General features: G+C 70.4%; 18 protein-coding genes. 10 read left to right on the forward strand and 8 right to left on the reverse strand.

The genetic code is table 11. The annotated features are described in order from the left end of the window. The 8 genes from R6V09_RS25010 to R6V09_RS25045 form a co-directional block, all read left to right on the forward strand. Positions 1 to 890: SGNH/GDSL hydrolase family protein (locus R6V09_RS25010; RefSeq protein ID WP_442810125.1), on the forward strand; the 890-nt coding region annotated here is incomplete at its 5' end. A gap of 115 nt (positions 891 to 1,005) precedes the next feature. Next, the gene (gene pgm / locus R6V09_RS25015) at positions 1,006 to 2,646 is read left to right on the forward strand and encodes a phosphoglucomutase (alpha-D-glucose-1,6-bisphosphate-dependent) (protein WP_317883665.1); all 1,641 of its coding nucleotides are present in this window, start codon (positions 1,006 to 1,008) and stop codon (positions 2,644 to 2,646) included. A 104-nt stretch (positions 2,647 to 2,750) separates the two neighbouring features. Beyond that, positions 2,751 to 4,634, forward strand: a complete 1,884-nt coding sequence (nhaA, locus tag R6V09_RS25020) for a Na+/H+ antiporter NhaA (RefSeq protein ID WP_317883666.1) — start codon at positions 2,751 to 2,753, stop codon at positions 4,632 to 4,634. 94 nt (positions 4,635 to 4,728) lie between these two features. Then, a complete protein-coding gene (rpmG, locus tag R6V09_RS25025) occupies positions 4,729 to 4,893 on the forward strand; it encodes a 50S ribosomal protein L33 (RefSeq protein ID WP_317883667.1) in 165 nt (54 codons plus the stop codon). A 50-nt stretch (positions 4,894 to 4,943) separates the two neighbouring features. Then, positions 4,944 to 5,192 carry a type B 50S ribosomal protein L31 gene (locus R6V09_RS25030; protein ID WP_317883668.1) on the forward strand — a complete coding sequence of 83 codons (249 nt, stop codon included), beginning with the start codon at positions 4,944 to 4,946 and terminating at the stop codon, positions 5,190 to 5,192. After that, on the forward strand, positions 5,189 to 5,311 hold the full coding sequence (gene ykgO, locus R6V09_RS25035) for a type B 50S ribosomal protein L36 (RefSeq protein WP_006130958.1): 123 nt from the start codon (positions 5,189 to 5,191) through the stop codon (positions 5,309 to 5,311). The genes R6V09_RS25030 and ykgO overlap by 4 nt, the downstream gene beginning before the upstream one ends. A 174-nt stretch (positions 5,312 to 5,485) precedes the next feature. Next, complete coding sequence (locus R6V09_RS25040; RefSeq protein ID WP_317883669.1) at positions 5,486 to 6,316, forward strand: PP2C family protein-serine/threonine phosphatase; 831 nt, start codon at positions 5,486 to 5,488, stop codon at positions 6,314 to 6,316. A 48-nt stretch (positions 6,317 to 6,364) separates the two neighbouring features. Continuing rightward, complete coding sequence (locus R6V09_RS25045) at positions 6,365 to 7,339, forward strand: MASE1 domain-containing protein (RefSeq protein ID WP_317883670.1); 975 nt, start codon at positions 6,365 to 6,367, stop codon at positions 7,337 to 7,339. Positions 7,340 to 7,352: 13 nt separating this feature from the next. Here the strand turns inward: R6V09_RS25045 and R6V09_RS25050 are convergent, their stop codons facing one another. Continuing rightward, the gene (locus R6V09_RS25050; protein WP_317883671.1) at positions 7,353 to 8,489 is read right to left on the reverse strand and encodes a PP2C family protein-serine/threonine phosphatase; all 1,137 of its coding nucleotides are present in this window, start codon (positions 8,487 to 8,489) and stop codon (positions 7,353 to 7,355) included. A 189-nt stretch (positions 8,490 to 8,678) separates the two neighbouring features. Between R6V09_RS25050 and R6V09_RS25055 the strand changes: the two genes are divergently transcribed. Beyond that, on the forward strand, positions 8,679 to 9,407 hold the full coding sequence (locus R6V09_RS25055; RefSeq protein ID WP_317883672.1) for a hypothetical protein: 729 nt from the start codon (positions 8,679 to 8,681) through the stop codon (positions 9,405 to 9,407). Here the strand turns inward: R6V09_RS25055 and R6V09_RS25060 are convergent. The 7 genes from R6V09_RS25060 to R6V09_RS25090 form a co-directional block, all read right to left on the reverse strand. Next, positions 9,373 to 9,906, reverse strand: coding sequence for a TerD family protein (locus R6V09_RS25060; protein ID WP_317883673.1), 534 nt, complete (start codon positions 9,904 to 9,906; stop codon positions 9,373 to 9,375). The genes R6V09_RS25055 and R6V09_RS25060 overlap by 35 nt on opposite strands. Before the next feature lie 107 nt (positions 9,907 to 10,013). Further along, positions 10,014 to 11,114, reverse strand: a complete 1,101-nt coding sequence (locus R6V09_RS25065; protein WP_442810127.1) for a M20/M25/M40 family metallo-hydrolase — start codon at positions 11,112 to 11,114, stop codon at positions 10,014 to 10,016. A gap of 76 nt (positions 11,115 to 11,190) precedes the next feature. Then, positions 11,191 to 11,487, reverse strand: a complete 297-nt coding sequence (locus R6V09_RS25070; RefSeq protein WP_317883674.1) for a hypothetical protein — start codon at positions 11,485 to 11,487, stop codon at positions 11,191 to 11,193. Between the two features lie 115 nt (positions 11,488 to 11,602). After that, positions 11,603 to 13,048: an argininosuccinate synthase gene (gene argG, locus R6V09_RS25075; RefSeq protein WP_317883675.1), complete on the reverse strand. Its 1,446-nt coding sequence runs from the start codon at positions 13,046 to 13,048 to the stop codon at positions 11,603 to 11,605. A 113-nt stretch (positions 13,049 to 13,161) separates the two neighbouring features. Next, positions 13,162 to 14,163 carry an ABC transporter substrate-binding protein gene (locus tag R6V09_RS25080; RefSeq protein WP_317883676.1) on the reverse strand — a complete coding sequence of 334 codons (1,002 nt, stop codon included), beginning with the start codon at positions 14,161 to 14,163 and terminating at the stop codon, positions 13,162 to 13,164. Positions 14,164 to 14,215: 52 nt separating this feature from the next. Next, complete coding sequence (locus R6V09_RS25085; protein ID WP_317883677.1) at positions 14,216 to 15,277, reverse strand: ABC transporter permease; 1,062 nt, start codon at positions 15,275 to 15,277, stop codon at positions 14,216 to 14,218. Continuing rightward, the gene (locus tag R6V09_RS25090; RefSeq protein ID WP_317883678.1) at positions 15,274 to 16,092 is read right to left on the reverse strand and encodes an ATP-binding cassette domain-containing protein; all 819 of its coding nucleotides are present in this window, start codon (positions 16,090 to 16,092) and stop codon (positions 15,274 to 15,276) included. The genes R6V09_RS25085 and R6V09_RS25090 overlap by 4 nt, the downstream gene beginning before the upstream one ends. Before the next feature lie 146 nt (positions 16,093 to 16,238). Here R6V09_RS25090 and R6V09_RS25095 point away from each other — a divergent pair. After that, on the forward strand, positions 16,239 to 16,885 hold a 647-nt coding region (locus R6V09_RS25095; RefSeq protein ID WP_317883679.1), incomplete at its 3' end, for a LacI family DNA-binding transcriptional regulator.

Consider the following 16,885-nt stretch of genomic DNA (forward strand, 5'->3'; position numbering starts at 1 on the left):
CGCACCACCGCGGCAGGGCTGTGGCGGTCGCGGCGGCGGTCAGCGGCTGCGCCCTCGTCGTCGCGTCCGCGGCGCCCGCGGCGGCACACGACTCGGGCCACGGCCACGACCGCACCACGCAGTACGTGGCGCTCGGGGACTCCTACACGTCGGGCCCGTACATACCGACCCAGGTGGACGCCAACTGCCTCCGCTCCGACCACAATTACCCCTCGGTTGTGACAGCCGACCGGAGAGGGACCGTCCTCAAGGACGTGAGCTGCAGCGGCGCGACGACCGAGGAGATGTGGAAGGCGCAGGGCACCAACCCGCCTCAACTGGACGCCGTGCAGCGGGACACGGACCTGGTGACCGTCCAGATCGGCGGCAACGACATCGGGTTCAGCACCATCATCGGCACCTGCGCCAAGCTCAGCGCCACGGACCTGGCGGGCAACCCGTGCCAGCGCTACTACAACTCCACCGGCGCCGACCAGTTGGCGCTGGCCGTCCTCAACACCGCGCCGAAGGTGACCAAGGTGCTGCGGGCGATCCACAAGCAGGCACCGCACGCGCGCGTGCTCGTCGTCGGCTACCCGGACCTCCTGCCCGACGACGGCAGCGGCTGCTACCCCTCGGTGCCGTTCGCCGCCAAGGACTTCCCCTACCTCCGGGACACCGGCAAACGTCTCAACCTGATGCTCCGTCTGGTGGCCGCGCTCAACGGCGCGGAGTACGTCGACACCTACGGCCCGACCGTCGGCCACGACATGTGCAAGGCCCCCGCGGACCGCTGGATAGAGCCGCTGCAGCCCGCCTCCCCGGCGGCTCCGGCGCACCCCAACGCGAAGGGCGAGGCGGCCATGGCGGGCGCGGTCCTGAAGCAACTGGACAGGCGCCACCGGTACTGACGGACAGCGGCGGCCTCGGTTTTCCACAGGCGGCGGGGGTCTACTCGCTAAACGCGCCCCTGACGAGCAAAGATGGGGCCGTACGCGAAGTCGGTCGATACGGAGGAGCGGGCAGATGCCACACGAGCGAGCGGGCGAACAGGCCCGCGCCGAGGATCTCGTAGACGTAGCCCGACTGGTCACCGCGTACTACGCGCTGCACCCGGACCCCGCCGAGCCGGGGCAGCGCGTCGCGTTCGGCACCTCCGGGCACCGAGGGTCGTCCCTGAACACGGCGTTCAACGAGGACCACATCGCCGCCACCAGCCAGGCCATCTGCGAGTACCGGGCCGGCCAGGGCACCGACGGCCCGCTCTTCCTCGGCGCCGACACGCACGCGCTGTCCGAGCCCGCGACGGTCACCGCGCTGGAGGTGTTCGCCGCCAACGAGGTCACCGTCCTCATCGACAGCGCGGACGGCTACACGCCCACCCCGGCGGTGTCCCACGCCATCCTCACCCACAACCGCGGCCGGACCTCGGGCCTCGCGGACGGCGTCGTGGTCACCCCTTCGCACAACCCGCCTGCCGACGGCGGCTTCAAGTACAACCCGCCCAACGGCGGCCCGGCCGGCTCCGAGATCACCTCCTGGATCCAGGACCGCGCCAACGAGATCATCGCGAGCGGTATGAAGGACGTGCGCCGCGTCCCGTACACGCGGGCGCTCGCCGCACCCGGCACGGGCCGTTACGACTTCCTCGGCACGTATGTCGCCGACCTGCCGAGCGCCCTCGACCTGGACGCGATCCGGACGGCCGGGGTGCGGATCGGCGCCGACCCGCTGGGCGGGGCGTCCGTCGCCTACTGGGGCCGGATCGCCGAGGAGCACCGGCTCGACCTGACCGTCGTCAATCCGCTCACGGACCCGACCTGGCGGTTCATGACGCTGGACTGGGACGGCAAGATCCGCATGGACTGCTCGTCGCCGTACGCGATGGCCTCGCTGATCCAGCAGCGCGACCGGTTCGACATCGCCACCGGCAACGACGCCGACTCCGACCGGCACGGCATCGTCACCCCCGACGCGGGCCTGATGAACCCCAACCACTATCTGGCCGTGGCCATTTCGTACCTCTACGCCCATCGCGACCGGTGGCCCGCCGACGCGGGCGTCGGCAAGACCCTGGTGTCCTCGTCGATGATCGACCGGGTCGCCGCCGACCTCGGGCGCCGGCTCGTCGAGGTGCCCGTCGGCTTCAAGTGGTTCGTGGACGGACTGGTCGACGGCTCGCTCGGCTTCGGCGGCGAGGAGTCGGCCGGCGCGTCCTTCCTGCGCCGGGACGGCTCCGTGTGGACCACCGACAAGGACGGCATCATCCTGGCGCTGCTCGCCAGCGAGATCACGGCGGTCACCGGGAAGACGCCCTCGCAGCACTACGCCGCCCTCACGGACCGCTTCGGCACGCCGGCCTACGCCCGGATCGACGCCCCGGCGAGCCGCGAGGAGAAGGCGCTGCTCGCCAAGCTCTCACCCGCGCAGGTCACCACCGACACCCTCGCCGGTGAGCCCGTCACCGGCGTGCTCACCGAGGCGCCCGGCAACGGCGCGGCCCTCGGCGGCATCAAGGTGACCACCGCCAGCGCCTGGTTCGCGGCGCGGCCCTCCGGCACCGAGGATGTGTACAAGATCTACGCCGAGTCCTTCCTCGGTCCTGACCACCTCGGCCAGGTCCAGGAGGAGGCCAGGGCCGTGGTCGGGGCGGCGCTCGGCGGCTGACCCGCACTGTCGGCCGTGGTGCGGGCTGCCGTAGGAATGAATGGTGCGGCAGCCGGTGTTGGGGCGACACGTGAGTCATGACGCAAGGTGGAAGTGAACCCCGTATGTCCTTCGAAACGACCGACTACACGGGGCAGACCACGTGCGGCGACGAAGCCCGCACCCCGCTTCGTGACTTCCTGCGGACCGAGACCGGAAGCGCGGCCGTCCTGGTGGCGGCGGCACTGGTCGCGCTCGTCTGGGCCAATGTCACGCCGTCGGCGTACGAGTCGTTCTGGCAGACCCACCTCTCCGTGCGGCTCGGCTCGCACGGGGTCTCCCTCGATCTGCGCGAGTGGGTCAACAGCGGGCTGATGACGCTGTTCTTCCTCGTCGTCGGCCTGGAGGCGCGCCGCGAGTTCGACATGGGCGAGCTGCGCGAACGCAAGCGACTGGCGCTGCCGCTCGTCGCGGGCCTGAGCGGCATGCTCGTGCCGATCGGCATCTACCTGGCGATCAACGCCGGCCATGGAACGGCGGACGGCTGGGGCGCGGCGATGTCCACCGACACGGCGTTCGCGCTCGGCATGCTGGCCGTCGTGGGCCGGGGCATGCCGCCCGGACTGCGTGTCTTCCTCCTCACGATCACCGTCGTCGACGACTTCCTGGCGCTCGTGGTGATCGCCGTCTTCTACAGCGACCACATCGCCGTGTCGGCGCTCCTGGTGGCCGTGGGCACGTTCGCCGTCGTCCTGCTGCTGCGGCGGTTCAGGGTGCGCAGGGGCCCCGTGTACGCGCTGCTCGGGGTCGTCGCCTGGGTCGCGCTGCTCGAATCGGGCGTGGACCCCGTCGTGATCGGGCTCGCCATGGGGCTGATCACGTTCGCGTACCCGGCGGGACGCGACGACCTGGAGCGCGCCACCGGACTGTTCCGGCTCTTCCGCGAGCAGCCCACACCCGAGCTGGAACGCGACGTACGGGCCGGTATCGCCGCGTCGATCTCCCCGAACGACCGCCTCCAGCGCATCTACCACCCGTGGGCGAGCTACGTCGTGGTCCCGCTGTTCGCGCTGGCCAACGCCGGACTGCAGATCAGCGGGGAGCAGCTGGCCAGGGCCTTCACCTCGCCCGTCGGGCTGGGCATTCTCATCGGGTACGTCGTCGGCAAGCCGCTCGGCATCGTCTCCTCGACGGCGCTGACCAGCGTCCTGTCCCGTGGCCGGGTCCGGCCGCCGGTCGGCTGGGGCGCCGTCACCGCGGGCGGCACCCTGGCGGGCGTCGGCTTCACCGTCTCCCTGCTGATCGCGACGCTCGCCTTCGACGGGACCACGCTGGAGGACGCGAAGACAGGCATCCTCAGCGCCGTCGTCGGCTCGTTCCTGGTCGCCCGGCTGGTCACCGGGGTGATCGGACTGCTGCCACCGCAGATCCGGCCCCGGGTGCTGTTCGGCAGAGCGGAGACCATCGTCGACCTGTCCGTGCCCGTCGACCCCGACCGCGACCACCTGCGCGGCCCGCGGCACGCCCCGGTGACGGTCGTGGAGTACGGCGACTACGAGTGCCCGTACTGCGGCCAGGCCGAGCCGGTCGTCCGCGAACTGCTCGGCGACTTCGGGGACGAGGTGCGGTACGTGTGGCGGCACCTCCCGCTCCCCGACGTCCATCCGCACGCCCAGCTCGCCGCCGAGGCGGCGGAGGCCGCCGCGCTGCAGGGCGGTTACTGGGACATGCACGATCTGCTGCTCAGCCACCAGGGCGCCCTGCGTCTGAAGGACCTGCGGGGTTATGCCGAACAGATCGGCCTGGACATCGCCCGCTTCGAACGGGACATGCGGGCCCACGCCGGGGCGGGCCATGTCGCCGAGGACGTGGAGTCGGCCGACCTCAGCGGGGTGGCGGGCACGCCCACGTTCTTCGTGAACGGCCGTCGGCACTACGGCGCGTACGACATCGAGGGTCTCTCCCAGGCCGTACGGGCGGCTCGGGAACGGGCCGCGGTACGGGTCTAGGGGGCGGGAATGCACCGGGGGGTCCCGGTGTTGGAACGCATGTAGCTGACATGCTCGGGACAAGATCCCGGGATGTGGGCGGAAGGAGGTCCTCATGGCACGCACCACGAACCGTCCCGTCGTCACCCTGAAGTCGACGGCCGGTACCGGCGTCACCTACGTGACGCGCAAGAACCGTCGCAACGACCCCGACCGGCTGGTCCTGCGCAAGTACGACCCGGTCGCCGGAGAGCACGTCGATTTCCGCGAACAGCGCTGAACCCCGCAGAGCGGCCGTCCCTCGCGGGACGGCCTGAGGAAGGAAACACCATGAGGTCTGGCATCCACCCCGTGTCCCGTCCCGTCGTCTTCCGTGACCGCGCGGCGGACACCGCGTTCCTCACCACCTCGACCGCGCAGTCGGCGCGCACGATCGAGTGGGCGGACGGGAACACCTACCCGCTGATCGACGTCGAGATCTCGTCGGCCAGCCACCCCTTCTACACCGGCAACACGCGCGTCGTGGACACCGCGGGCCGTGTGGAGCGCTTCGAGCGCCGTTACGGGAGGCAGTCATGAAGGTCCGCAAGTCCCTGCGCTCGCTGAAGGCCAAGCCCGGTGCGCAGGTGGTCCGCCGCCGCGGTGTGACGTTCGTCATCAACAAGAAGGACCCGCGCTTCAAAGCCCGCCAGGGCTGACCCGGCGCGTACGACCCATCGGCCCGGCCCCCGCCCAGTGCGGCGGCCGGGCCGTTGTCGTTCCGGCGCGCCTGCGGCGGCTTCCCGATGCTTCGGCTTCGCAAGGCGTTGGCTCCGAGGGGGGCAAATCGGTTCTTTATGCTTATAGCGGTACCAACCCCTTTGGAGTGGTAGATGTCCCGGATGCGCCCCACGGACGACGGCGACGAGCTGCTGGCCAGGCTTGGGACGCTGACCGCCCAGGCACGCGAGCGGGCCGAGCTGCAGCGCTCCCTGCTGCAACTGGCCGTCGCCCTGCAACGCGGCATGCTGCCCGGAGACATGCCCGTCACCCCCCGGTTCCACCTGGCGGTCAAGTACTCGCCCGCCAACCACGGCCTCAACGTGGGCGGCGACTGGTACGACGCCTTCACCATGCCCGACGGGCGCATAGGCCTGTCCATCGGCGACGTACAGGGCCACAACATCGAGGCCGCCGCGTTCATGGGCCAGGTCCGGGTCGGCCTGCGCGCCCTCGCCTCCGTCACCAGCGAGCCCGGCGAACTCCTCGCCCTGACCAACGACCTGCTCCTGTCCCTCGGCACCGAACTCTTCGCGACCTGCACCTTCGTACGCCTCGACCCGGCCACCGGGGTGCTGGAGAGCGCGCGGGCCGGACACATACCCTCCGTCTGGGCCACCGCCGACGGCCGGTGCGGCATCGCCGACGACGAGGGCGGACCGCCGCTGGGCATCGTCGCCGGACAGCGGTACCCGGTGACCGAGCACCGGCTCACCACCGGCGGAGTCTTCGTCCTGGTGACCGACGGCGTGGTGGAGGGCCCCTCGATGAGCGTCGACGAAGGGCTCGACCAGGTGATGCGCCTCGCGGGAATCGCCGCCGTGGCAGGCATGGAGGCGGGCTCGCTCGCAGCGGCCGTGATCAAGGGAGCCGAGCGTGTGGGGCACGAGGACGACGCGGCCGTACTGGTCGTGGGACACGACGCGCCCGAGACCGGACCGTAGGGCCGCCCCACGTCGCTCGCCTCGCCGACACGGCGGGGTCGGTGTCTGATGGCAGCTGTGGTGGGTTTCGATGATCTGCGGCGACCGGCCGGGTACGCCCTCCTGACGCTGGCCGTCGCCGGCTGCTACTTCGCGGCGGGACGGCTCGGCCTGCTCCGCGAGCTCGTGGTCGAGGGCGCCGTGTTCACCCCGATCTACCCTCCCACCGGCGTAGCGGTGGCCGCCCTGCTGATCTTCGGGCTACGGGTCTGGCCCGGTATCGCCCTCGGCATCCTGTTCGTGATCATGTCCCTCACCTCGCTCCAGCCGACCGCGCTCGTCGTCCTCGCCGGCAACACCGTGGCCCCCGTCTGCGCCTACCTCATGCTGCGCCGGGTGGGCTTCCGCACCGACCTCGGCAGACTCCGCGACGGCCTCGCCCTGGTCTTCCTGGGCGCCCTGACCGCCATGCTGATCAGCGCGAGCTGCGGGGTCGTCCTGCTCGTCGTCACCGACAAGCTGGCCTCGCACTCCTTCTGGCCGGTCTGGCTGGGCTGGTGGGTGGGCGACGCGATGGGCGTACTCATCGTCACCCCGCTCCTGCTCATGCTGCGCACGGTGCGCTTCCCGCTGGACCTGCACCGCTGGAAGGAGGCCCTGCTGCTGGTGGCCACCATCGCCGTCATCGTCCCCCTGGTGACGCACAGCCGCGTCAGCCTGCTGTTCCTGGTCTATCCCCTGCTGATCTGGGCCGCGCTGCGGTTCCGGTTCGCGGGCAGCATGCTGTGCGCCCTGTTCGCCTCCGTGATGGCCACCATCGCGGCGACGCGGGAATCGGGTCCCTTCGCCGACCTGACGCATGTCGAGGTGATGATGAAACTCCAGGCCTTCAACGGCACGATGGCCCTCACCGCCCTGTTGCTCTCCTCCGTCATCACCGAGCAGCGCAACACCAGACTCTCGGTGGAAGCGGCCTGCCAGGAACTGGCCGAGGTCCTGGAACACCTCACCGCGGGCGACCCCCGCCAGGGCGGCCGGCCATGACCGGTCCATTGCGTCAGCGAAGGCCCGCGTCGCCCCTGCGGCGCAGCACCAGCAGCGCGGTGTCGTCGCGGGGCATGCCCGCCGTATGGCGGCGCAGGTCGCCGTAGACGGTGGCCGGAACATCCTTCGGCAGGACATCGCCCCAGGCCGCGGCCCGCTCCTCAAGGGGGTAGAAGGCCCCGGACGGATCGCGTGCCTCGGTGACACCGTCCGTGCAGAGCAGGAGCGTGCCGTCGGCGGGGAAGGCGAACCATTCGACGGTACGGGGCTCGGGAGCCAGCGCGTCCAGGCCCAGCGGCACACAGGGCTCCTGTCGCAGCACCGGATCGGCCCGCTCCTCGTGCAGCAGCAGCGGTGCCACATGGCCGCAGTTGATCGCCTGGACCTCCTGCTCGCCGTCTACGCCCAGGACGATCGCCGTCACGAACCGCTCCCGCTCACCGGTCTGCGCCGCGAAGGAGTTGTGCCGCAGCACCGCCTCCTCCAGGGCGTCCACCACGGCGGTGAGCGTGGGCTCGGCCACGGCCGCCTCGCGGAAGGCGCTCAGCACGGCGAACGCGGCGCTGATCGCCTGGAGGCCCTTGCCCTGGACGTCGGCGATGAAGACCCGGGTGCCGTACGGAGAGGCGACGACCTCGTAGACGTCGCCGCCCACCCGGCTGTCCTCCTCCACCGGCCGGTACAGGCCGTGGACCAGCAACTGGTCGGTCATCAGGGGGAACGGGCGCAGGATCTGCCGCTGCAGGGCAGCCGCCGCCGAGCGCAGCCGGGCGATCTCGCCCTCCCAGCGGATCCGCTGTGCCGCCCGGGCCACGCTGAGGCCGTTGAACACCAGGGCGAAGGCGATGACCGCCGCGTCCGCCCCCACCGTGTGCAGCGGGCTGTCGAAGAGGGAGCCGACGATGACGATCGTCACCCATACGGACGCGACCGTGGTCTGCCGCACGGTGCCGCGCCCGGCGATCAGCGCGGGCAGCACCACCAGAAAGGGGGCCGGCCGGGTGTCGCGCCCCAGGGCGATACCGGTCAGTGCCACCAGCGCCGTGATGCTGACGAGCCAGAACACCACCGCGCCCCAGCTGAGCGGAGGCGTGGACCGCTGTCCGGCGTCGGCCACCGTGGAACCGGCCGGATCTCCAGAGGTACGCACCGGCCCTCCCACTGCCTGCGGTCGTCGGCCAACCGACGGGAACACTTCCCACTCTTCAATATCAGCCCCATGTGTACCGTCCGCGAGCCGCGACAACCAATCCGGACCGATTCCGGGACGCACCTGACACCGTCAGGGGGCTAGATTCCGATCCGTGTGTTCGTCCGAGGGTGGGGGAGTGGGGAGAGCGTGTTCATCTGGCGCACACTGCGGGGTGAATGGCAGGGCATCGTCGTCGATCCCGTACGACAGTTGCTGCGGCGCGGACTGCCGGGGATGTCCCTGGCGTTCGTCGCCGCCTTCGGCGTCATCTTCTTCCACGCGCTGGCGCAGCGGCCGACCGGCGCGTCGATCGTCCGGCACCTCGGCGGTGTCCAGGGCGACCTGCCCCTGTGGCTCGCCCTGCTGCGCACCCCGATATCGCTGTACGTGCCCGCCCTCGACCTGCCCGTGTGGGCCGGCATCACCCAGCTGTTCCTGGCGTTCGCGCTGGCCGAACTGGCACTCGGCCGGGCCCGCACCCTGGTCGTCGCCTACGCGACCACCCTGGCCGGCACCCTCACCGTGCGCGTCATGCTCCTGATCGGGCCCGGCTGCGGGGGGATCGGGCTGCGGCCCGAGATCGGGCAGGTCCTCGACACCGGGCCGTCCGCCGCGGTCGTAGGACTCTTCACGTATCTCGCCGTGGTCCGCCGCGCGCCCGTGGTGTTCTTGCTCACCGGCGGGTCGATGGTGTGGGAGTCGATCGTGAAGCCCAACCTGGCGGGTCGCGAGCACCTGGTCGCGGTGGGCGCCGCCATCGTCATGGGCGTGGTCCACGAACTGCGGCACAAGCGGCCGACCGTCGCGACGCTGCTCCCGAACTTCAGGCCCGACCAGCCGGTCAGGGCTGAGGCACGCTGCCCATCTCCGCACTGAAGCCGACCGGCTCGCTGTCGAACCCGCGCACCATCGGGCGGAACTCCCAGGCTCCGGAGGCGTCCTTGGTGAACTCCCCGACCGTCGCCGCGGTGGATTCGCCCACCCCGGCGAACTCGTCCGACAGCAGCTCCTTGTACCCCTCCATGACCTGCGTCCTGGCGTGCGACAGATCACCGAAGGTCCGCGTCCCGCCGTTCTGATGGATCGCCACCCCTACGACCACCCGCCCGAAGGACGTCGCCAGGCGGTCGAGTTCCAGCACCATCACCTCGATGTCGCCGTACCCCTGACCGGTCTCGCTGTGCCGGCTCATGTTGATGGTGCCGTCCGGCGAGCGGCTCTCGGAGTTGACGACGTACACCGGACGTCCGTGCGGGGCGTCGGCCGTGTAGGTCGCCGCGATGATGTCCAGCCGGCACGGCTGCCGGCCCCAGGGACTCGGATCCCAGCGGAGCCGTACTTCGACCTTGCCCGCCACCTTGCTGATGCTGCTCACCGGACGCTCTCCCGTTTCAGGCCATGACGGGACGATCCCCCGTATGGTCAAGTATGGCTCTTCGACGGTCGGTTGATGCCGTCCTGGCGCTCCTGACATGACCGGGATCAAACGCTCCGGATCGCGTCCACCAGCCCGGCGACGAGGTGAGCGCGCTCGGCCATCGACGTGACGACCAGATATTCGTGGTCGGCGTGCGCCCCGCCCCCGACCGCACCCAGGCCGTCGAGCGTCGGCACCCCCAGCGCGGCCGTGAAGTTGCCGTCGCTGCCACCGCCGACCGCCCTGCCTTCGAGACCGGGAAGCAGCCGCTGTGCCACGGCGAACAGCCCGGCCGCCGCCGATTCGGGCATCGGCGGCCGGCCGATACTTCCCCGTACGGTGAGCACGGCCTCGTCGAGCTGAGGGACCAGCACCGCGAACGCGGACTCGATCCGTTCCTTCTCCTCGGCCGACTCGACGCGGACGTCCACGACGACGGTGGCCGCCGCCGGTACGACGTTGTCCAGCGGGCCCGCCGACGCGACGGTCGGGGTGACCGTCGTACCGACCTCGGGCCGCTCCAACGCCGCGATGGCCAGCACCTGGTGCGCGGCCTCGACCAGCGCGTTCACCCCGGCGGCGGGCTCCAGCCCCGCGTGCGAGGCCCGGCCCGCGACGGACACCTCGAACGTGCCGCAGCCCTTACGGGCGGTCTTCACACCCCCGCCGTCGGCGGCGCCCTCGACCACCAGCACGGCACCGCAGGCGAGGGCGCGTTGCTCGATGAGAGCCCGGGAGGAGTGGGAGCCGACCTCCTCGTCGGCGGTCACCAGGATCTCGACGCCGGACCGGTCGTCGAGCGACGCCAGCCCGTGGATCGCCTGCACCAGACCGCCGAGCATGTCGAAGACGCCGGGGCCGGTCGCGTGACCGTCCTCGACCCTGAACGGGCGGCGTCCGAGAGTGCCGAGCGGGAACACCGTGTCGTGGTGACCGAGGATCAGCACACGGGGTGTGCCACCGCCGGACCAGTGGACATGCGGCCCGCCCTCGCTGTCGACGAGTTCGGCCCGGCCACCGAGCCGTGCCTCTACGACACTGGCGACGGTCTCGGCCGATTTCCGCAGGGCGTCCAAGTCGCGGGAGGGCGACTCGACCTCGACGAGGGTCCGGAGGTCATCGATCATCGCGTCGACGCTCACATCGACGGTCTTGGGCGTGGTCACGAGGGAAGGTTACGCGGGGCGTGTGGGGGAGGGGCGGGTGGCTGGTGGCCTCCTGCCGCAGGTCACGTGCTCCTGTTCAGGGGGAGGGCTCGCGCCCCTCGACGCTGCCTCGCGTGAGCGACAGGTCGGACTCGTCGGGGTTCCACATGTACTGCCGGTCCTCGTTCTTCAGCAGCACACCCGCCTCGGCCATCCGGTCGAGGATGTCGACGAGCATCGCACCGAGCGGGTAACCGTCCACCCAGAACATTCGCTTGACCCCGCCGAACGACTGGTTCGCCGGAAACACCCCCAAGACCTTCCCGAGCTCGAAGCCCGCCGCGTCGTAGTCGGTCCAGCCGGCCAGCACGTCCCGCGGTCCGCCCACTGCCATGGCACCTCTCACCTCCCGGGATACTCGTCCTGCCAGGGCCGCCGAGCGACGAAAGGCCGGCCCGACGCCACACGCGTCGAACCGGCCCAACGGCGGTACTGATCCCCGGAGTTGATCAGTCCGTGCCGGACTCCATCGCGGCGCGGTCCAGCAGCGCGTCGTCCTCGGAGACCTCGCCACGGGAGGCGATGGCCTCGGCGCCGCCCTCCGGCATGCTGCCGATGAGGCCGGTCGCGGCGGCCTGCGCGGCGCCGATCGCCTTGTTGCCGCTGCCGATCAGACCGAGCACGGCGTACTGCTCCAGCTTGGCGCGGGAGTCGGCGATGTCGAGGTTGCGCATGGTGAGCTGGCCGATCCGGTCCACCGGGCCGAACGCCGAGTCCTCGGTGCGCTCCATGGACAGCTTGTCCGGATGGTAGCTGAACGCCGGGCCCACCGTGTCGAGCAGCGAGTAGTCCTCACCGCGCCGCAGCCGCAGGGTGACCTCGCCGGTGATCGCCGAGCCGACCCAGCGCTGCAGGGACTCCCGGACCATCAGGGCCTGCGGGTCCAGCCAGCGGCCCTCGTACATCAGGCGACCGAGGCGCCGGCCCTCGTTGTGGTACTGGGCGACGGTGTCCTCGTTGTGGATCGCGTTCACGAGTCGCTCGTAGGCGGCGTGGAGCAGGGCCATGCCCGGTGCCTCGTAGATGCCGCGGCTCTTGGCCTCGATGATCCGGTTCTCGATCTGGTCGGACATGCCCAGGCCGTGCCGGCCGCCGATGGCGTTGGCCTCCATGACGAGGTCGACGGGGGAGGCGAACTCCTTGCCGTTGATCGTCACCGGGCGGCCCTGGTCGAAGCCGATCGTCACGTCCTCGGTGGCGATCTCGACCGACGGGTCCCAGAAGCGGACGCCCATGATCGGCTCCACGGTCTCCACGCCCGTGTCCAGGTGCTCCAGCGTCTTGGCCTCGTGGGTGGCGCCCCAGATGTTGGCGTCGGTGGAGTACGCCTTCTCCGTGCTGTCGCGGTAGGGCAGCTCGTGCGCGAGCAGCCACTCCGACATCTCCTTGCGACCACCGAGCTCGGTCACGAAGTCCGCGTCCAGCCAGGGCTTGTAGATCCGCAGATGCGGGTTGGCGAGCAGGCCGTAGCGGTAGAACCGCTCGATGTCGTTGCCCTTGAAGGTCGAGCCGTCGCCCCAGATCTGGACGTCGTCCTCCAGCATCGCCCGGACCAGCAGCGTGCCGGTGACGGCACGGCCCAGCGGGGTGGTGTTGAAATAGGCGCGCCCGCCGGAGCGGATGTGGAACGCCCCGCAGGTCAGCGCGGCCAGGCCCTCCTCGACCAGCGCCGCACGGCAGTCGACCAGGCGCGCGATCTCGGCGCCGTAGGCCTGCGCACGGCCGGGCACCGAGGCGATGTCGGGCTCGTCGTACTGGCCGATGTCGGCGGTGTAGGTGCAGGGGACGGCACCCTTGTCGCGCATCCAGGCGACCGCGACGGAGGTGTCGAGCCCGCCCGAGAAGGCGATGCCGACGCGCTCGCCGGCGGGGAGGGAGGTGAGGACCTTAGACATAGGAAGATTATGCACGCTCGCGCATGGTCATGCAAAGTCCCCCTGCTGAAGCAATTCCGCCGGGCGCCCCGGAAGCGGTGGGGTGCCCGGCGGAACCTGTGGTCGTGGGCCGGTCAGCAGCCCGCCTTGTAGAAGTACTTGCTGATCTCGGGCTGGTTCATGTTCGCCTTGGTGATGGCGACCATGTTGGTGCCGATCGACTTCTGGACCGACTTGCCCTCGAAGGCGGCGGCCAGCTGGTCCACGGCCTCCTTGCCGATCGCGGCCGGGTCCTGCGCGACCAGCACCTGGAGGGCGCCCGCCTTGAGCGAGGCCACCTCGTCCGGTTCGGCGTCGAACGCGGCGACCTTCACCGTGCCCTGCTTGCCCGCCTGCTTGAGACCGGTGGCTATGCCTGTACCGGTGTTGGTGTTGCCCGCGAAGACACCGCCGAGGTCGGGGTGGGCCGCCAGGGTCGACTGGATCTGGGAGGCCGCGGTGGCCGGCAGGTCGTTGTCGTAGAGCGTGGGCAGCAGCTTGATGTTCGGGTACTTCTTCATCTCCTCGGTGAAGCCCTTGATGCGGGCGTCCGTGGTGGAGACACCGGGCTTGACGCTGATGACGATCGCCGAGCCCTTCTCGTTCATCAGCTTGGCGAGCGCGTCGGCCGCCACCCGGCCGCCCTTCTCGTTGTCGGACGAGATCCGGGTGATGCCGATCGAGGAGTCGGTGACCGTGGTGTCGACCAGGGCGACCTTGGTCCCGGCCGACTGGATCTGCTTGAGCGACGGGGTGAGCGCGCTGACGTCGACCGGCGAGATCAGCAGCCCGTCCGGCCGCGACGCCGCCACCGAGTCGAGGAGGGGCCGCTGCACCGACACGTCCCACTGCGCGGAACCGTCCGCCGAGAAGTCCATGCCCTTGGCCTTGGCCTCGGTCTGCGCCGCGCAGGTCATGGTGATGTAGAAGGGGTCGCTCTTCACGCCGGTGATCAGCCGGACCTTCTTCCCGGAGGCGCCCCCCTTCGACCCCGAACTACCGCTGTCGCTCGACGAACTGCAGGCGGCTGCGCCGGTCAGGACCAGCACGGTGCCCGCGGCGACCAGTACTTTGCGCGTGATGCGAATGCTCGACATAAGGCTGTCCTCCAGGGTCAAACGAGGGTTGGGGCGAAGGTCGGGGAGGCGGTCATGCGCGCTCTCGGGTCTTCCTGCGCATCTGGTCGATGTAGACGGCCGCCACCAGGACGACACCGACGGCGACGTCCTGCCAGTACTGCTGCACGCCGATGACGATCAGCCCGGTCGTCAGCACGGCGGGGATGAACACACCGATCACGGTGCCGAGTACGGAACCCCGCCCGCCGAACAGGCTGGTACCGCCCAGGACCACGGCGGTGATCACCTTCAGGTTGTCGGTTGAGTGCCCGGCGATGGACGTCGTCCCGTACGAGGCCAGCCACATCACCGCGCCAAGACCGGCCAGCAGGCCCATCAGGCCGTACACCATGATCAGATGGCGGCCCACCGGGATGCCCGCACGCCGGACGGCGGTCGGGTTGGAGCCGATCGCCAGGGTGTGGCTGCCGAACCTCGTGGCGCCGAGCACCGCGCCGAACAGGGCGGTGACCACCGCGGCCAGGATCACCATCCACGGGATGCCGGCCAACTTGCCGAAGCCCAGGCTGTTCTGGAGGTGGGTGGCGGCGGCACCGGCCGGGTCCTGGCCGCCGGTGGCGAGTTCGGCGATGCCCAGCGCCGCGCCCAGCCCGCCCAGGGTCACGATCAGCGGCGGCACCTTCCCGGTCGCCACCACCGCCCCCTGCAGCGCGCCCCAACCGGCGCCCACCGCAAGGGCGATGACGACACAGACGGCGACCGTGCCCCAGCTGGAGGCGGGTCCGCCGTGGTGGATGTTGTACTCGCCCGCCGCGACCGCCGCCAGCACCAGCACCGAGCCGATCGACAGGTCGATGCCCGCGGTGATGATCACGAACGTCATGCCGACACCGAGGACCAGATAGATGGCCGCGTTCACGGCGATCTGCGTGAGGTCGTACTGCGTGAAGAACTTGCCCGGCGCTGCGATGGTGAAGAACGCGACCAGCGCGACGAGGATCACGAAGGTCCACAACTCGCTGATACCGGCGGCCCGTCGCAGCCACGGGGGTATCGCGAGGCGTCCGCCGTCGGCCCGGGGCGGATCCTGCACCGGAGCGGCCGGCTTGATGTCCTGGCTGTTGGCGCTCATCGCCCGTCCTCCGCTTCCGTCGCGCCGACCGTGCCGGAGTCGCCGTTGTGCACGGGCTCGTCCAGTGATCCGGTCATGGCGCCGACGAGTTTCTCGATCGTGGCGTCGGCCGCGGTGAACGAGGCGACCCGGCGTCCCAGCCGTAGTACCTCGACCCGGTCCGCGACCGACAGCACCTCGGGCATGTTGTGGCTGATGAGGACGACGCAGATGCCCCGGTCGGCGACCCTGCGCACGGTTTCCAGGACCCGGGCGCGCTGGACGACGCCCAGGGCGGCGGTCGGCTCGTCCATGAAGATGACCTTGTTGGCGAAGGCGACCGCGCGGGCGACGGCCACGGACTGCCGCTGCCCTCCCGACAACGTTGTCACAGGAGCCGTCACATCTTTCAGTTCGACGCCCAGTTCACCGAACGCCGCGATCGCCTCCCGCCGCATCGTGGGCCGGTCGAGCACGCCCAGGCGGCCGAGCAGCCCCCCGCGTACGAGTTCCCTGCCGAGGTAGAGATTGGCCGCCGCGTCCAGATCGGGTGCCAGCGAAAGATCCTGGTAGACGGTCTCGACTCCGTGCCGTTGCGCGTCCATCGGTCCCGAGAACCGGACCGGCGCCCCGTCCAGGCGTACCTCGCCCTCGTCCGGGGTGAGCACACCGGAAAGTACGTTCACCAAAGTCGACTTGCCGGCGCCGTTGTCACCGATCAGTGCGACGACCTCACCGGCGTACGCCGTGAAGTCGGCGCCCGAGAGCGCCTGGACATGGCCGAAACGCTTGACCACACCGTGTGCCGCGAGAAGTGGTTCCCTTGCAGAGGCCATGCTGTGCTTTCTGGTTGGTATCGTTAACAGTTCGTCGATTCTGGGAGGCCCTTGAGTGGGCGTCAAGGGTCGGGACGGACACGGTTCGGGCGCACGCCGTCGACCCGTCGGTCCGGTCGCGCGCGACGAGATCTGGAGGACGTGGCGTGGCCAGTCGTCCCAGGATGAAGGACGTGGCCGCGGAAGCGGGCGTGAGCGTGATGACGGTGTCCCGGGTGGTCAACGGCGAGGCGGGAGTGGCACCGCGAACCGCCGCCCGGGTGGAGGCCGCCGTCCGCAGACTGGGGTACCAACGCGACGACGTGGCACGGCAGTTGCGCCGTACGGACCAGTTGAGCCAGACCATCGGACTGATGGTGGACAACGTTGCCGACCCCTTCATGGCCGCCGTCGCCTCGGCCACCGAGGACATCGCCCACCGGCGCGGCAACATGGTCCTCATCGGCTCCAGCCGCGCCGACCCGCACCGCGAACGGGAGGTCATCGCGGCCTTCACCGCCCGCCGCGTCGACGGGCTGATCCTCACCCCGGCCGCGGGCAGTCACCGCTTCCTGCGCCCGGCGCAGGCGCGGGGCACGAAGATCGTGTGCGTGGACCGGGCGGCACCGGGCCTGGACGTGGACACCGTCGTGGTGGACAACTTCGGCGCGGTGGAGCAGGCCGTGCGCCATCTCATCGCGCACGGCCACCGCCGTATCGGCTACCTCGGCGACAGACGGGAGATCTGGACCTTCGGCGAACGCCACCGCGGCTATCGGGCGGCCCTGAGCGCCGCGGGCATCGACGCCGACCC

The sequence above is a fragment of the Streptomyces sp. W16 genome (genome assembly GCF_033194735.1).
In the GTDB taxonomy this organism is placed as follows: Bacteria; Actinomycetota; Actinomycetes; order Streptomycetales; family Streptomycetaceae; genus Streptomyces.

Bases quoted from the DNA above. Each gene is read 5' to 3' on its own strand.
- pgm (WP_317883665.1), top strand. From the start codon at position 1,006: ATGCCACACGAGCGAGCGGGCGAACAGGCCCGCGCCGAGGATCTCGTA.
- nhaA (WP_317883666.1), top strand. From the start codon at position 2,751: ATGTCCTTCGAAACGACCGACTACACGGGGCAGACCACGTGCGGCGAC.
- rpmG (WP_317883667.1), top strand. From the start codon at position 4,729: ATGGCACGCACCACGAACCGTCCCGTCGTCACCCTGAAGTCGACGGCC.
- R6V09_RS25030 (WP_317883668.1), top strand. From the start codon at position 4,944: ATGAGGTCTGGCATCCACCCCGTGTCCCGTCCCGTCGTCTTCCGTGAC.
- ykgO (WP_006130958.1), top strand. From the start codon at position 5,189: ATGAAGGTCCGCAAGTCCCTGCGCTCGCTGAAGGCCAAGCCCGGTGCG.
- R6V09_RS25040 (WP_317883669.1), top strand. From the start codon at position 5,486: ATGTCCCGGATGCGCCCCACGGACGACGGCGACGAGCTGCTGGCCAGG.
- R6V09_RS25045 (WP_317883670.1), top strand. From the start codon at position 6,365: ATGGCAGCTGTGGTGGGTTTCGATGATCTGCGGCGACCGGCCGGGTAC.
- R6V09_RS25070 (WP_317883674.1), bottom strand. From the start codon at position 11,487: ATGGCAGTGGGCGGACCGCGGGACGTGCTGGCCGGCTGGACCGACTAC.
- argG (WP_317883675.1), bottom strand. From the start codon at position 13,048: ATGTCTAAGGTCCTCACCTCCCTCCCCGCCGGCGAGCGCGTCGGCATC.
- R6V09_RS25080 (WP_317883676.1), bottom strand. From the start codon at position 14,163: ATGTCGAGCATTCGCATCACGCGCAAAGTACTGGTCGCCGCGGGCACC.
- R6V09_RS25085 (WP_317883677.1), bottom strand. From the start codon at position 15,277: ATGAGCGCCAACAGCCAGGACATCAAGCCGGCCGCTCCGGTGCAGGAT.
- R6V09_RS25090 (WP_317883678.1), bottom strand. From the start codon at position 16,092: ATGGCCTCTGCAAGGGAACCACTTCTCGCGGCACACGGTGTGGTCAAG.